Below are 14,869 nucleotides of genomic sequence, written 5' to 3'. Positions count from 1 at the left end.
AATTGTCGAAATATCGAGACGGATTAAGAGGCCTCGTGGTTAACAAACGATGACGAGCACGCGTGCGCTGGTCGCGGGATTGCCCGATTAACCCAGCGGCAACCTTAATGGAGTGTAATCGCCCCGGTTGAGGTAGCTTGGCGGCGTTGCCCTGCGGGAGTGTTCGATGCGTTTAGCGTTCTGGCGTGCCGGCAAGGACAAGGCGGTGGTCGAGCGGGCTGTTTCGAAGTCCAAAGCCGAAGCCAGGCGCGAAGCCAAGCCCAAGGTTGAAGCAAGGCCTGCGCCCGTTGTCACCAGGCAGGCGTCCGGCGAATCCGGCGACATCGATCTTCACGCGCTCGGTAGCGCGCTTGCGCGCAAGCGCGGCTGGATCATCGTGCCGACGGTGCTGGCGCTGGTCGCCTCCGTCGCCGTCGTCAATCTCGTGACGCCGCGCTACAAGTCCGAGTCGCGCATCCTGATCGATGGCCGCGAGAACGTGTTCCTGCGTCCGAGCAGCGACCGCAGCAACGAGGAGCGGCAGGCGCTCGACCCCGAGGCCGTCACCAGCCAGGTCCAGCTCGTGCTGTCGCGCGATCTCGCGCGCGAGATCATCAAGAAGAACAAGCTTGCCGAGCGCCCCGAATTCGATCCGGTGCTGCAAGGCATTTCGCCGCTGAAGTCGCTGGCGGCGCTGATCGGCATCGGCCGGGATCCGTTCTCGATGACGCCGGAAGAGCGGGTGCTGGATGCCTATTACGAGCGCCTCCAGGCCTATGCCGTCGACAAGTCGCGCGTGATCGTGATCGAATTCCAGTCGGCCGATCCGGATCTCGCCGTGCGCGTCGCCAATTCGATCGCCGACGGCTATCTCGTGCTCCAGCAGAATGCGCGCCAGGACCAGGCGCGCAATGCCAGCCAATGGCTCGCGGGCGAGATCGAGAATCTACGCAAGAAGGTTTCCGACGCCGAAGCCAAGGTCGAGGACTTCCGCTCCAAGTCGTCACTCTTCGTCGGCACCAACAACACCACGCTGTCGAACCAGCAGATGGGCGAGGTCAACACCCAGCTCAACAACGCGCGCTCGATGAGGGCAGATGCGGAATCCAAGGCGCGGCTGATCAAGGAGATGCTCCAGAGCGGCAAGCCGATCGAGGCGTCCGAGGTGGTGAACTCCGAGCTGATGCGGCGACTGTCCGAGCAGCGGGTCACGCTGCGGGCGCAGCTCGCCGAACAGTCGTCCACGCTGCTCGGCAATCACCCGCGGATCAAGGAACTGAAGGCGCAGCTCGGCGACCTCGACAACCAGATCCGCGACGAAGCGGCCAAGATCTCCCGCTCGCTCGAAAGCGATGCGCGCATCGCCGGTGGCCGGGTCGACGGCCTGACCACGAGCCTCGAGCAGCTCAAGAAGCAGGCGACCTCGACCAACGGCCAGGACGTCCAGCTCCGTGCGCTCGAGCGTGAGGCCAAGGCGCAGCGCGACCTGCTGGAAACGTATCTTGGCAAGTATCGCGAGGCCAGCACCCGCGAGACCATCGACACGGCGCCGGCGGAAGGCCGCATCATCTCGCGCGCCGTCGTCTCGAACACGCCGGCCTATCCGAAGAAACTTCCGATCGTGCTGATCGCGACGATCGCGACGCTGCTGCTCTCGTCCGGCGTCGCCGTCACGGGCGAGCTGTTGCGCCAGACCGCGCCGCGCGCCGTGGCTGCCTTTGCTCCGACGCAGGCGGCGGTTCGCCAGGAACCATTCGTCCAGCCGGTGGTCGAGCCGGTCGTCGAAACGGTCATGGAAGAGCCCGCGCCGCTTCAGCCGGAGGTGATGGCCGATGCCGGTGTCACCGAGTTTGCCGAGATCGAGCATCTGGCCGAGAGCCTGCGCACCGCGGCGGCAAAGAAGATCACGGTGCTCGGCACCGCGTCGGGCGAAGCCGTCACGCTGTCGGCGCTGACGCTGGCCCGCCACCTGGCGCGCGATGCGCGGGTGGTCGTGGTCGATCTCGCCGCGTCCTCGCCGACGATTGCCGCGGTGTCCGTCGATGCCTCGGCGCCCGGCCTTGCCGAACTGATGCAGGGCGAATCCTCGTTCGCGCAGGTGATCACCCGGGACAAGCTGTCGCGGCTGCATCTGGTGATGGCCGGCCGTCCCGGCTTCGACCGCAGCCTGCTGCAATCGCCGCGCGTGACGCTCGCGATCGACGCGCTGCTGCGGGCCTACGACCACGTGCTGCTCGATGCCGGCAGCGCCTCCGACCTTCCGGCAGAGCTGCTGACGGCCAATGCCCGCGCGGTCGTGGTGCCCGATACGTCGATGGAGCCGGATGCGCGCACGCTGATGTGCGAGCAGCTCAAGGCCGTCGGCTTCAGCGAGGTGACGATGCTGAGCAGGCCGGTGCAGCCGTCGGATGCAATGGACGCGCCGCGCGTGGTGGCGGCTTAGCTTCACTTCCCTCTCCCCTTGCGGGAGAGGGTGACTTCGCGCAGCGAAGCCGGGTGAGGGGTATCTCTCAACGAGTCCCACTGCCTTTTGAGTCCGCGGATAGATACCCCTCATCCGACGCTTCGCGCCACCTTCTCCCGCAAGGGGAGAAGGAAGAACAGCTCGCAAGTGGTGAGAGATTGAGAGGCTGTGAAACCTACCCGAACGCCTGCCGCAGCCGTCGCGCCAGGTCGAACAGCGTCTGGTTCTGCTTCACCAGCCGCTTGCCGTGGCTGAGCGAGGACATCGCCATTGCCGCAAGCTTGCCGCGCGAGGTCAGCGGCACGAAGCTGTCGAAAATGTCCTCGTCGTCCTTGCAGAACATCCGCTTGTAGTCGTCCGAGCCGATGCCGAGGTCGAGCGCGCGGTAGCCGCGCTCGGCGTAGCGGTCGATGATGTAGCGCATCAGGATCAGGCCCGGGCTGTAGCGGGCGTGCTCCGACATGGTGTAGGTGTTGAACATCATCGAGAAGCGCTGGCCGTCGGCGACACCGGCAAAGATCGCGATCACCTCGTCGTCGCATTCGAGCGCGTGGATATCGATGACACGGCCTTCGCCGCGCGGCGACAGGCAGGCGCTGCGGACGAACTGTTCGACGCCCGGCTCGGCGAAGACGTTGGGCAGTTTCTGTTCGGCCATCCGCACCGGCTTGACGCGGAAGAACCAGTCGAGCAGGCGGGTGACGTCGGCGTCGGTGGTGGCGAGGTGATAACGGTAGCCGGCGAGCGCCTGGAGCTTCTTCTCCTTGCTCTTGAGGCGGCGGCGGAACGAGTTGCTGATCCGCGATGCGGGCGGGCCGCCCGGCTCCATCACCAGCAGCGGGCAGCCGTTGATCGCACTCTGCCGCGGCAGAGCCGCGAACGGGTTCTGCTGATCGTCCCAGCGCAGCGGCTGCTGCGTCAGCGAGAGCACGTCGACATGCTCGCGCAGCGGCGCAAGCAGTGCGTCGAGATCGGCGGCGACGGCCTGTGCCGCGAACTCGGCGTTCCACAGGCCCATGTTGAAGGTCGTATGCTTGCCGCCCATGAAGCAGGCCGTGCGCACCCCGTGGCCTTGGCGCAAGGAGAGCGGCAGCAGCAGCAGCGGCCTGCGTTCGGCGTCGCGGGCGATCACGATGAAGGGGCGCGCGCCATCGCAGCCACCGACCAGTCGCTGCCAGGGGCTAAGCAGGTCGAAGCGCTGGTAGGGCGTGAAGAGGTGGCCGCTCTCCTCGAAGGCACGCCAGACCGGTTCGGCCTCGCCGGGATCCCGGACGATATCGACGTGCGCGATACGGCTCGCTTTCGACCGCGCTGGCGCTTCTGCCGTCCGGCTTTGCATCGCCGCAGCCATGGTCATTCGCGAAACCTGTCGAGAAATCAAAAATATGCGTATTTCGGCCTGTGGCCGACCTTTGCAAAGAAATGTCAACAAAGGGTAATGACAATGGACGAGGGAACGGGCCGCCGGTGAGCGCGAAGGTGGGATATTGGCATCCGACGACAGATGGCTGGAACGGCTGCGCCTGGAGCTGACCTGGTTCACCGGCCAGGCTGCGCTGCGCAGTCGTGGGGCCGGCGCCATCCTGCGCTTTGTGCACGTGCGGCCGCGGCGGCGCGGCGGGTTTCAGCCGCTGCGCGAGAACGAGATCGCGCCGCAATTCCTCGACCGCGTCATTCGGGCGCTGAAGCGCTGGAAGTACGACATTCTCGGCATGGACGAGGTCTGCCGGCGTGCGGTGACACTGCCGGAGAGGCGGCGCTTCGTGGCGCTCACCTTCGACGGCGCTGCTAAGGATCTCATCACGTTCGCCTATCCGGTACTGGCCCGCCACGCCGTGCCGTTCACGATCTATGTGCCCACTGCGTTTCCCGATGGCGTCGGGGAAGCCTGGTGGCTCGGGCTCGAGCAGGTGATCGCGCGCGAGAGCCGCATCAGCCTGATGATGGGCGAGAGGGAGCAGCGCTTCACCGTCACAGGCAGTGCCGAGAAGCAGGCGCTATTTTCGTTCGTCGAGAATTGGCTGCGCTCGCTGCCGCCGGCGGATGTGTCGGCTGCGATCGCCGATCTCTGCACGCGCTACCGGATCGATCTGCCTGCGCTCTCGCGCGAGGCGTCGATGGATTGGGAGGACCTGGCGAAGCTTGCGGCCGATCCGCTCGTCACGATCGGCAGCGCGACCGTGAACTATCCCGTTCTCGCCAACATGAAGGATGCAGCCGCGCTACGCGAGATGACAATGGGCAAGGCGGTGGCGGAAGCGGCCTTCCGCCGCGAGATCCGGCACCTGGCGTTTCCGTTCGGCGATCGCGCCTCGTTCCGGCGCAGCCATGTGGTGATGGCGGAGGAGGCGGGCTTTGCCAGCGCGGTGTCGACCATACCAGGCATCGTGGATGCGGAAGGGCGCACCAATCTGCGCGCGCTGCCGCGGATTTCCTGGGACGGCCGGGTGCGTTCGCTGCGCATGCTGCGCGTGCTGGTGTCGGGAATTGCCTTCGCGCCGGTGAAACCGACGGGCAGCGCTACTTAGGAGCGTTACGTCGACTTGGCGCGATCAGGGCGCTGCATCCAGCTCACGATCGGCATCGCCGGCAGCACCCAGCCCATGCCGACCACCACGTAGTAGATCGCCTGCCGCCAGCCGGATTCGGCGATCCACGGCATCTGCGCCAGCGCCATGCCGAGCAGGGCCCAGACCGTGGCCAGCACCAGGAGCAGGATGGCGCCGAGGAACTTGCGGGTGCGGATCGTCATGGCGGAATGCTGCGGCTTTCGCGTAACTTGCGCTGCGGGAGCGGGGGACTATAAGGGGCACGCAGTCCGGTTCAAGCCTCTTGGTTCAAGTCTCTTCGGTACAAGGTTTGGTGTCGCCCTGAAATGACGACGAATTCCGCCCCGTCCGAGCCGTATCGCGCCGTGCGCTGGTGGCTGATTTCCGTGGCCGCGCTGATCGCGCTGATGGTGCTGGTCGGCGGCGCGACGCGGCTGACGGAATCCGGACTCTCGATCGTCGAATGGAAGCCGGTGACGGGCAGCCTGCCGCCGCTCTCGCAGGTGCAGTGGACCGAGGCGTTCGAGGCCTACAAGAGGATCCCGCAATATCGCGAGCTCAACGCGGGCATGAGCCTGTCCGAGTTCAAGGAGATCTTCTGGTGGGAGTGGAGCCACCGGCTGCTCGGCCGCTTCATCGGCGTCGCGTATCTCTTGCCGTTCCTGTTCTTCCTGTGGCGCGGGGGCCTGTCCGGTGAGTTGAAGCGCAGGCTGTGGCTGCTGTTCACGCTCGGCGGGCTTCAAGGAGCGGTCGGCTGGTGGATGGTGGCCTCGGGTCTGACGGAACGTGTCGAGGTGTCGCAATATCGGCTGGCGACGCATCTGGTGCTCGCGCTGCTGATCTTCGCCGGCATCGTCTGGACGGTACGGCGGCTGGCCGACCGGCCGAAGATCGCAGGTCCTGCGCGGCTGCGGTTCACAAGTGCGCTGCTGCTCGTCGTGACCTTCGTGCAGATCTATTTCGGCGCGCTGGTCGCTGGCCTGCGTGCGGGTCGCGCCTACAACACCTGGCCGCAGATCGACGGTGCGCTCATTCCCTCCGCCGAGCGGCTGTGGTTCGAGACGCCGTGGTGGCGCAACATGTTCGACAACGTGCTGACGGTGCAGTTCGAGCACCGCATGACGGCCTATGCGCTGTTCGTGCTGGCGGCGCTGCACGCGTTCGATGCGGTGCGCTCACGCGCAGGTTCAGCTGCGAACGGCGCGCTCTGGCTGTTCGCGGCGGTGAGCCTGCAAGCGGTGCTCGGCATCCTGACGTTGCTCAACCAGGTGCCGATCGGGCTCGCGCTCGCGCACCAGGCGGTTGCGATCCTGGTGCTCACGCTTGCGGTGATGCAGGCGGAACGGCTGGCCTCGCGGCAGTCTGCGCAAGCACAGCCGCGCGCGGTTCCGGTCAGTCAGCCCGGCTGATCACCATCAGCCCGGCTGATCAGCAATAGCCGTAGATGCCGCACGAGTAGGGCAGGCGCCAGAAATAGTCGACCTGCTTCCCGCCGTAATACGAGCCCTGATAGTCGTAGTCCCAGGGGCGGCCGTAATAGCCCGGCAGCGTGTGAGAGCCGGGCAGGAGCGGCGTGCCCGGCAGATTGCGGATGTAGCTGCCGACGCCATAGGCCGGCGAGATCAGCGCATCCGGATCGGTCTCGACATAGACCTGTGGCGCCTCCTGCGGCGGCGCGGCGGCCCGCCGCTTCGGCGTGGCCGGAAGATCGGCGGCGAGCGCGCTTGAGAGCGTCAGCATCGCCGCAAGGGCAGGCACCATCCAGCGCAGCATCGTCGGCTCCGAATCAAAGGGCGATCCAAAGACGATGTATGCGGCAGATGTGGTTAATGACTGTTAACTGACGGCGGCCAAAACGGCCGCCGTCATTCCGGGGCGGTCCGGCAGGACCGAACCCGGAATCTCGAGATTCCCCGGTGCGCAATTGCGCACCTGTGGTCTGGTCCTTCGGACCATCCCGGAATGACATCAACTACGCGCCCAGCGCCTGCTCCAGATCGGCGATCAGGTCTTCCTTGTCCTCGATGCCGATCGAGAGCCGCACCACGTCGGGGCCGGCGCCGGACTTCACCTTGGCGGCGTCGTCGAGCTGGCTGTGCGTGGTCGAGGCCGGATGGATCACCAGCGAGCGGGTGTCGCCGACATTGGCCAGATGCGAGAACAGCTGCAGCTTCGACACCAGGCTGACGCCTGCGTCATAGCCGCCCTTCAGGCTGAAGGTGAACACGGCACCTGCGCCCTTCGGCGCGTATTTGCGCGCAAGCCGGTTGTACTTGTCGCTGGCAAGGCCCGCATAGCTCACCGAGGCCACCGCCGGATGGCCGGCCAGGAATTCGGCGACCGCCTTGGCGTTGTCGCAGTGCTTCTGCATGCGCAGCGGCAGCGTCTCGATGCCGGTGAGGATCATGAAGGCGTTGAACGGCGACAGCGCCGGCCCGAGGTCGCGCAAGCCGAGCACGCGGCAGGCGATCGCGAAGGCGAAATTGCCGAAGGTCTCCTGGAGGCGGATGCCGTGATATTCCGGCCGCGGCTCCGACAGCATCGGATATTTGCCGCCCGCCGACCAGTCGAACGTGCCGGCATCGACGATGATGCCGCCGAGCGAATTGCCGTGGCCGCCCAGAAACTTCGTCAGCGAGTGCACGACGATGTCGGCGCCGTGGTCGATCGGTCGGATCAGGTAGGGCGAGGCCAGCGTGTTGTCGACGATCAGCGGCACGCCCGCCTTGCGCGCCACCGTCGAGATCGCCTCGATGTCGGTGATGCTGCCGCCGGGATTGGCGATGGACTCGATGAAGATCGCCTTGGTGCGCGGGGTGATGGCGCGCTCGAAGCTGGCGATGTCATCGGAATCGGCCCACACCACGTTCCAGCCGAAGCTCTTGAACGCATGCGTGAACTGGTTGATCGAGCCGCCATAGAGCTTTCGCGCGGCGATGAACTCGTCGCCGGGCTGGAGCAATTGCTGCAACACCACGACCTGCGCGGCGTGGCCGGAGGCAACGGCCAGCGCGGCCGTGCCGCCTTCGAGCGCAGCAACGCGCTCTTCCAGCACCGCGTTGGTGGGGTTTCCGATGCGGGTATAGATGTTGCCGAACGCCTGCAATCCGAACAGCGAGGCGGCGTGGTCGGCGTCGTTGAAGACGAAAGAGGTTGTTTGATAAATGGGAGTCGCGCGCGCACCGGTCGTCGGGTCGGGCTGTGCACCGGCATGCACGGCGAGGGTTGAAAATCCCGGAAGGCGATCGCTCATTGAGGGCGTCCTGTTCTTGTGGTCTGAAATCGCGCGGCATGCTGATCGGCGCCGCTGCTGGCGTCAAGGCGCGACTTCACATCGGAACGATCGTGCTGCGTATTGTCGCGTTCGCGAAACGAATCCTTCGCAATTGCGTCAGCTTTGCTCGCTCTTGTTTTTGGCGGCACGATCGGATGCCGCGGTATCGCCACCGCCGACACTCATCCGATTGAGGGATAGCCGCATGCCTTGCGTCGGCGCCGGCGCGCGCTTGGAGCTGAGCGTGCGCGAATTGACGCCCATCCAGGAGATCTCGGACGACAAGCGGCCATATTCGATCTTGGGGCAGCGGTTCATCACGACCTTGAGGCCGGCCGCTTCCGCCTTTGCCGCCGCAACGTCGTCACGCGCGCCGAGCTGCATCCAGATCACCTTCGGCAGCGGATCGAGCGTCAGGGCTTCCTCGACCACGGGCATGATGTGGCTGGAGTTGCGAAATATGTCGATCATGTCGACGGGACGGCCGATGTCGGACAGCGAGGCGACGAAGGGTTTTCCAAGCAGCTCCTTGCCGACATGGCCGGGATTGACCGGAATCATGTCGTAGCCTCGCTGCGCCAGATATTTGAATGCGAAATAGCTCGGCCGCACATCGACCGGCGAGGCGCCGACCATCGCGATCGACTTCACGCTGTTGAGGATGGCGCGGATGTAATTGTCGGGATAGGCGTCGTGGTTCATTTTCGTCTTTATCTTTTTGTCATTGCGAGCGCAGCGAAGCAATCCAGGCTGTCACCGTGGAAAGATTCTGGATTGCTTCGCTGCGCTCGCAATGACGGGGGTTACTCATCCCGCCATGTCGGCGCGCGCTTTTCGATGAAGGCGCCGATGCCTTCCTCGGCGTCGCGCGCCATCATGTTCTCGGTCATCACCTCTGCCGCATGGCGATAGGCGTCCGCAAGGCTCATCTCGGCCTGGCGATAGAACGCCTCCTTGCCGAGCTTGACCGTGTAGGCGGATTTCAGCGCGACCTGTTGCGCGAGCTCGATCGCTGCGCCGAGTTCAGTGCCGGCGGGCACCACACGGTTGACGAGCCCGATCTCGCGGGCGCGGGCGGCCGGGATCGGCTCGCCCGTCAGCAGCATCTCCATCGCCTGCTTGCGCGGCACGTTGCGCGACAGCGCCACCATCGGCGTCGAGCAGAACAGGCCGATGTCGACGCCGGGCGTAGCGAAGCTTGCGGCGTCTGAAGCGATCGCAAGGTCGCAGCTTGCGACGAGCTGGCAGCCGGCCGCGGTCGCAATCCCCTGGACGGCAGCGACCACCGGCTTGGGCAGACGCACGATCGCCTGCATCATCGCGCTACAGGCGTTCATGATCTCGGCGAAATAGGCGCGGCCGCGATCGGGGTCGCTGCGGCGCGCGGTCAATTCCTTCATATCGTGGCCGGCGGAGAAGGCCGGACCGTTGGCGGCGATGACGGCGGCGCGGATGCGCTTGTCCTCGGCAATTGCGTTGAAGCTCGCATGCAGCTGGCCGATCATCGCCTCCGACAGGCTGTTGCGCGCGGCGGGGCGGTTCAGCGTGAGCACGGCGACGGTCCCGACGATCTCCCGCAGCAGGATCGGCGGTTCCGGGGAGGGGGGGCGGGCGGGCTGGACGGACATCGAAGCGTTTCCAGTTGGATTATTGCAATTGGATGATGCAGATAACCTAATGCAACAGCGGACCTGAAGCGAGGGTGAGGGGTGGCATGGCGTTAGCGAAAATGAGCGTGGCGGAGGTCGAGCAGTTTCTCCGTGACGAGTTTCCCCAGGCCTTCAGCGGCGACGACATCACGATCGAGAGCGCGGACGGCCAGACCTGCCTCCTGCGCCAGCGCTACAGCGAAAGGATGCTGCGGCCGGGCGGAACCGTGTCCGGCCCGACGCTGATGGCGCTCGCCGATTTTGCGATGTACGTGGTGCTTCTGTCCGCGATCGGGCCGATCGGGCTCGCAGTCACCACCAATCTCAACATCAACTTCCTGCGCAAGGGCCAGCCCGGCCAGGACGTTCTGGCCGAGGCGCGGCTCCTCAAGCTCGGCAAGCGGCTGGCGGTCGGGGAGGTGAACCTGTTGTCGGGCACCTCGCCCGATCCGATCGCCCATGTCACCTCGACCTATTCCATTCCAAATGTTTGAACTTTTTGCAGGTAATATCACACCATATTTTTAAGTCATTGATTTTACGTGCGTAATTTCCGTCTTCGGGCATTGACCGTTGCGCGTCTCTTCTCTAGAAAACCGCGCAGTCCGGTGCGGTGTTCGCGCCGATATCTCCCGTCCACGGAAACTCCGATATGAAAACCTTTTCGGCAAAGCCGGCTGAGGTGACGAAGAAATGGGTACTGATCGACGCCAAGGGTCTGGTCGTCGGCCGTCTCGCCACCATCGTCGCCATGCGCCTGCGCGGCAAGCACCTCCCGACCTACACCCCGCACGTTGATTGCGGCGACAACGTCATCATCATCAACGCGCAGCATGCGGTCCTCACCGGTCGCAAGCGCGAGCAGAAGACCTACTACAAGCACACCGGCTATGTCGGCCACGTCAAGGAGCGCACCGCGCGCCAGATCCTCGAGGGCAAGCATCCCGAGCGCGTGCTCGAGAAGGCCGTCGAGCGCATGATCCCGCGTGGTCCGCTCGGTCGCGTGCAGATGGGCAACCTCCGTGTCTACGGCGGAGCCGATCATCCGCACGAGGCGCAGCAGCCCGAGAAGATCGACATCGCCAAGTTGAACCGCAAGAACACGAGGGCCGCATAACATGGCCGAATCCATCCAGTCGCTCGACCAGCTCTCGCAGCTCAAGACGGCGGCGGCGCCCGACGCGCCCAAGCACGAGAAGAAGGTCGACAAGTTCAACCGCGCCTACGCCACCGGCAAGCGCAAGGACGCGGTCGCCCGCGTCTGGATCAAGCCGGGTGCCGGCAAGGTCACGGTCAATTCGCGCGAGGTCGAGGTCTATTTCGCCCGTCCCGTGCTGCGCATGATGATCGAGCAGCCGTTCTCCGTGGCCCAGCGTTCCGGCCAGTACGACGTGATCTGCACCGTCGCCGGCGGCGGTCTGTCCGGCCAGGCCGGCGCCGTCCGTCACGGCATCTCCAAGGCGCTCACCTATTTCGAGCCGGAGCTGCGCACCGTGCTCAAGAAGGGCGGCTTCCTCACCCGCGACTCCCGCGTGGTCGAGCGCAAGAAGTACGGCAAGGCCAAGGCCCGCCGGTCCTTCCAGTTCTCGAAGCGTTAATCGCTTCGGTCACATTCGCCGCGAAAGCGGCTTCAATGAGATGCAAAAGGGCGCTGATTTCAGCGCCCTTTTTGTTGTTCGTTTGTATGCAAATTGACGACGTGTTTCCCGAAAACTTGCGGCCGCGTGAAAACCTGAATGGAACCCGCGGGAACATAGCGTCGCATTTGGAAGGGCGCGCAAATCGGCTGGGCCGATCGCGTAACTGCTATGTTTTCAAGGGGGCCGACATGATGTCGCTCGATAGCATCACGCTCTATTTGGTTGCCACCATGGTTGCCGCACTGCTCGGCGCCATGATGGTGTTCTTCGGCAAGCAGGAGAACAGTCCTGCGCTGAAATGGTGGGGCACCGCCTATCTCCTCGGCGCTGCCTCGGTCGCATTGTGGACGGCGGCAGGCGACCGGCTGGGGCCGCATCTCTATCTGGCGTTAAATGCCGTCGGCTTCGTCGCCTGCGGCATGGTGTGGAATGCGGCGCGCGTCTTCCACGGCCGCAAGCCGAACTGGCCCGGCCTCGTGCTCGGCGCGCTCGCCTGGGTCGCGGCCGCGACGCTGCTCGATCCCGCGGCGTCCATGCTGCGCATGATGATCGGCGCCGGCATCGTCTCGGTCTATGCGGCGCTGACTGCAAGCGAGCTCTGGGTCGAGCGGCGCAAGAGCCTGCAACGGCGCTGGCCGGCCTTCGTGGTGCCGGTGATGCACGGCTGCGTGCTGATGCTGCCGATTCTGCTCGGCAGCTTCCTGCGCCCGCACGATGCCGGCTTCTCCTCGAGCATCTGGGTCACCGTGTTCGCGGTCGAACTCGTGCTGTACGCCGTCGGCACCGTGTTCGTGATCTTCATGCTGGTGTCGGAGCGTACCGTCACCGCGCACCGGACCGCCGCGTCCACCGATCCCTTGACCGGCATGCTCAACCGCCGTGGCTTCTCGGAAGCCTGCGGCCGCGTGATCGACCGCGAGGCCAAGGCCGGACGTCCCGTGACCGTGATGATCTTCGACATCGACCACTTCAAGTCGATCAACGACCGCTTCGGCCATCCCGCCGGCGACGAGATGCTGAGGCTGTTCTCGACCGTGGTGGTCAGCAATCTGCGCATGACCGACCTTTCCGGCCGCATCGGCGGTGAGGAATTCGCGGCGCTGCTGCCGTGTTCGCTGGAGGAGGGCGTGCTGGTCGCCGAGCGCGTGCGCGAGGCGTTCGAGACCTCCGGCGTCGTGGTCGATGAAGGCCCGGTCGACACCACCGTCAGCATCGGTGTGGCCGGCGGTCCGGCCGGCACCGAACTCGAGGTGCTGCTGGCCTCGGCTGACACTGCGCTTTACCAGGCCAAGCGCGGCGGCCGTAACCGCGTCGAGGCGGCGGAGGAGCTGCCGCTGTCGCTGGAGAACTGGCGCCGTCAGAGCGCCGCGCGGATCGGCGCGCCGCAGGCGCGTCCGGCCACGGCTTGAGGCAACGGGCGCTGCGGTAATCTTCTGTTTACCATTCGATCCCTACCATTCCGGTCATGGAATCGATCCGTCGACAGACCCCGCAGGCCGCCCTGATGTCGCTCGAAGCTCAAGCCGCCTCGGCGCGAGGCGGCTTCGGCTGTCTATTCTCGACTGCGGAGGAATACGAGACGGCGCTGATCACCGAGCGCCGCGCCCAGGGACGCTACACGCAGAGCCGCAGCTATTGGCCGCTCGTGCTGTTCGTCGGTTGCGCGCTCATCGTGGCCGGCACCGTTCTGCTGTTCGCCTGACAGACCTGCAATTTCCGGCCAGCCAGGGCGCCGTTTCGGCGCCTTTTTCTTTTGGGCGGGGTGCGGTAGACACGCCGATCAAACAAGAAGGGTGGAAACCGATGATCACCGAGATCGCGCAAATCGACGTCAAGCCGGGCAGCGAGAAGGATTTCGAGGCCGCCGTGGCCAAGGCCAAGGCCGCGTTCGGCCGCTCCAAGGGCTTTCACGGCTTCGAGCTGCACAAGTCGATCGAGAAGCCGCAGCGCTATCGTCTGATGGTGAAGTGGGCGACGCTGGAGAACCACACCGTCGATTTCCGCAGCTCCGAGAACTTCACCGAATGGCGCGGCCTCGTCGGCCAGTATTTTGCCGCGCCCCCCGAGGTCGAGCACACCGAGACCGTGCTGACGACCTGAGCCGCCTCAGGCCGCCTCTGCCAGAGGCGGCGCTTCATATGTGTTGAAATGGTCGATCATGACCTTGGCGATGGCGACGAGGGGCAGCGCCAGCGCCAGGCCCCAGATGCCAAAGACGACGCCGAGCAGGATCTGGAATGCGAACAGCGTGGCCGGCGGAATGTCCAGCGCCTGCCGCTGGAGCAGCGGCGTCAGCACATAGCTCTCCATCGCATGCACGCCGAGAAACAGGATCAGCGCGGATAGCGCCGCGATCCAGCCCGAGGCAAGGCTCGCCAGCACCACGACCACGCCGGCGATGATGGCGCCGACGGTCGGGATGAAAGCGAGCAGGCCGGCCTGGATTCCCAGGATGAACGAGCCGGGGATGCCGATGATGGCAAGCCCGATCCAGGTCACCACGCCGACCGCCAGCATGACGATGATCTGAGCGATCAGCCAGCGCTCCAGCGTCTCGCTGATGCCGTCGACGATGAGCGTGGCCCGCGTGCGATGCCTGGCCGGCACGAGGAACAGCAGGCCGTCGTGATAGACGCTGGGCTGGGCGGCGAAGGCGAGCCCCAGAAACAGCACGATGAAGATGTTGCCGACGGCGCTGATGGCCCCGAACAGCAGCTTGAAGGTCTGGCTCACGATCGCCCCGCCGCTGGAAGCGAGGGCGCCTGCGCCCGGCAAACTGCCGCGCGAGGCCGCGTTTGGGGTGGGCGTCGACCCCGCATCGGTGGCGGCGGGTGCCGCGCTGCCGAAATCGAAGAAGCTGGTGTCGATGCCGTGGTTGTCGAGAAAGGACTTCACGTTGGTGATCTGCGACTTGATTGTCTTGCTGAGCAGCGAAGCCTGTTCGGCGATGGTGGCACCGCCGAGATAGGCGACGCCCGCGAGCATCAGGGCCAGCGCGACGCAGACGATCGCAAGCCGCAGGGTGTGCGGCAGGTGCACGCGGCGGCCGAGCGCATTGGTCAGCGCGTTGAGGCCGACGCCGAGCAGCATGCCGGTGAAGATCAGGAGCAGGGTGGCGGCAAAATACCAGGTGAAGGCGAGCAGCGCCGTGAACAGCACGACGCCGATGCCGCCGACCGAGATGGCCCAAGCCTGATCGGAGCGGGACCGGGGTCGTTCATCTCGGGAAATTGTCACGTCGTCTCCTTTTAGAAAGGTAGCAGAGGGCACTCTTTCGCCAAATCTCACCTGGGATCAAGCCGCGGCCATGCACC

General features: G+C 65.3%; 16 protein-coding genes. 9 read left to right on the top strand and 7 right to left on the bottom strand.

The window, feature by feature from the left end; genetic code table 11:
• Positions 1-166 precede the first annotated feature (166 nt).
• Positions 167-2,422, top strand: coding sequence for a GumC family protein (locus tag XI09_RS42515; RefSeq protein ID WP_271572271.1), 2,256 nt, complete (start codon positions 167-169; stop codon positions 2,420-2,422).
• Positions 2,423-2,618: 196 nt separating this feature from the next.
• On the opposite strand, the gene XI09_RS42510 is transcribed toward XI09_RS42515, so the two are convergent.
• Complete coding sequence (locus XI09_RS42510; RefSeq protein WP_271572270.1) at positions 2,619-3,800, bottom strand: GNAT family N-acetyltransferase; 1,182 nt, start codon at positions 3,798-3,800, stop codon at positions 2,619-2,621.
• A 130-nt stretch (positions 3,801-3,930) separates the two neighbouring features.
• Here XI09_RS42510 and XI09_RS42505 point away from each other — a divergent pair, with 130 nt between their 5' ends.
• Positions 3,931-4,971 carry a polysaccharide deacetylase family protein gene (locus tag XI09_RS42505; RefSeq protein ID WP_271572269.1) on the top strand — a complete coding sequence of 347 codons (1,041 nt, stop codon included), beginning with the start codon at positions 3,931-3,933 and terminating at the stop codon, positions 4,969-4,971.
• Between the two features lie 5 nt (positions 4,972-4,976).
• Here XI09_RS42505 and XI09_RS42500 read toward each other — a convergent pair whose 3' ends face one another.
• Positions 4,977-5,195, bottom strand: a complete 219-nt coding sequence (locus tag XI09_RS42500) for a DUF2842 domain-containing protein (RefSeq protein WP_027547383.1) — start codon at positions 5,193-5,195, stop codon at positions 4,977-4,979.
• A 123-nt stretch (positions 5,196-5,318) separates the two neighbouring features.
• On the opposite strand from XI09_RS42500, the gene XI09_RS42495 reads away from it, so the two are divergent.
• The gene (locus XI09_RS42495) at positions 5,319-6,401 is read left to right on the top strand and encodes a COX15/CtaA family protein (RefSeq protein ID WP_271572268.1); all 1,083 of its coding nucleotides are present in this window, start codon (positions 5,319-5,321) and stop codon (positions 6,399-6,401) included.
• A gap of 19 nt (positions 6,402-6,420) precedes the next feature.
• On the opposite strand, the gene XI09_RS42490 is transcribed toward XI09_RS42495, so the two are convergent.
• The 4 genes from XI09_RS42490 to XI09_RS42475 form a co-directional block, all read right to left on the bottom strand.
• On the bottom strand, positions 6,421-6,765 hold the full coding sequence (locus XI09_RS42490; protein WP_271572267.1) for a hypothetical protein: 345 nt from the start codon (positions 6,763-6,765) through the stop codon (positions 6,421-6,423).
• Between the two features lie 199 nt (positions 6,766-6,964).
• The gene (locus XI09_RS42485) at positions 6,965-8,245 is read right to left on the bottom strand and encodes an O-acetylhomoserine aminocarboxypropyltransferase (protein ID WP_271572266.1); all 1,281 of its coding nucleotides are present in this window, start codon (positions 8,243-8,245) and stop codon (positions 6,965-6,967) included.
• Positions 8,246-8,383: 138 nt separating this feature from the next.
• Entirely contained in the window at positions 8,384-8,968 is a 585-nt protein-coding gene (locus XI09_RS42480) for a CoA-binding protein (RefSeq protein WP_271572265.1), read from the bottom strand.
• A gap of 101 nt (positions 8,969-9,069) precedes the next feature.
• A complete protein-coding gene (locus XI09_RS42475) occupies positions 9,070-9,894 on the bottom strand; it encodes an enoyl-CoA hydratase (RefSeq protein ID WP_271572264.1) in 825 nt (274 codons plus the stop codon).
• Between the two features lie 86 nt (positions 9,895-9,980).
• On the opposite strand from XI09_RS42475, the gene XI09_RS42470 reads away from it, so the two are divergent.
• The 6 genes from XI09_RS42470 to XI09_RS42445 all read left to right on the top strand — a co-directional run bounded on the left by XI09_RS42470 (position 9,981) and on the right by XI09_RS42445 (position 13,655).
• A complete protein-coding gene (locus XI09_RS42470; protein WP_018642441.1) occupies positions 9,981-10,409 on the top strand; it encodes a PaaI family thioesterase in 429 nt (142 codons plus the stop codon).
• 158 nt (positions 10,410-10,567) lie between these two features.
• The gene (gene rplM / locus XI09_RS42465; RefSeq protein ID WP_011087726.1) at positions 10,568-11,032 is read left to right on the top strand and encodes a 50S ribosomal protein L13; all 465 of its coding nucleotides are present in this window, start codon (positions 10,568-10,570) and stop codon (positions 11,030-11,032) included.
• A 1-nt stretch (position 11,033) separates the two neighbouring features.
• Positions 11,034-11,513 carry a 30S ribosomal protein S9 gene (gene rpsI / locus XI09_RS42460; protein WP_011087725.1) on the top strand — a complete coding sequence of 160 codons (480 nt, stop codon included), beginning with the start codon at positions 11,034-11,036 and terminating at the stop codon, positions 11,511-11,513.
• 230 nt (positions 11,514-11,743) lie between these two features.
• Positions 11,744-12,964, top strand: a complete 1,221-nt coding sequence (locus XI09_RS42455; protein ID WP_271572263.1) for a GGDEF domain-containing protein — start codon at positions 11,744-11,746, stop codon at positions 12,962-12,964.
• A gap of 56 nt (positions 12,965-13,020) precedes the next feature.
• Positions 13,021-13,257, top strand: coding sequence for a hypothetical protein (locus XI09_RS42450; RefSeq protein WP_271572262.1), 237 nt, complete (start codon positions 13,021-13,023; stop codon positions 13,255-13,257).
• A gap of 101 nt (positions 13,258-13,358) precedes the next feature.
• Positions 13,359-13,655: an antibiotic biosynthesis monooxygenase family protein gene (locus XI09_RS42445; RefSeq protein WP_271572261.1), complete on the top strand. Its 297-nt coding sequence runs from the start codon at positions 13,359-13,361 to the stop codon at positions 13,653-13,655.
• Between the two features lie 6 nt (positions 13,656-13,661).
• On the opposite strand, the gene XI09_RS42440 is transcribed toward XI09_RS42445, so the two are convergent.
• Complete coding sequence (locus XI09_RS42440; protein ID WP_271572260.1) at positions 13,662-14,792, bottom strand: AI-2E family transporter; 1,131 nt, start codon at positions 14,790-14,792, stop codon at positions 13,662-13,664.
• Between the last annotated feature and the right edge of the window lie 77 nt (positions 14,793-14,869).

The organism is Bradyrhizobium sp. CCBAU 11386, assembly GCF_028128955.1.
Classification (GTDB): Bacteria; Pseudomonadota; Alphaproteobacteria; order Rhizobiales; family Xanthobacteraceae; genus Bradyrhizobium.
This window is presented reverse-complemented; position numbering and strand designations above follow the sequence as displayed.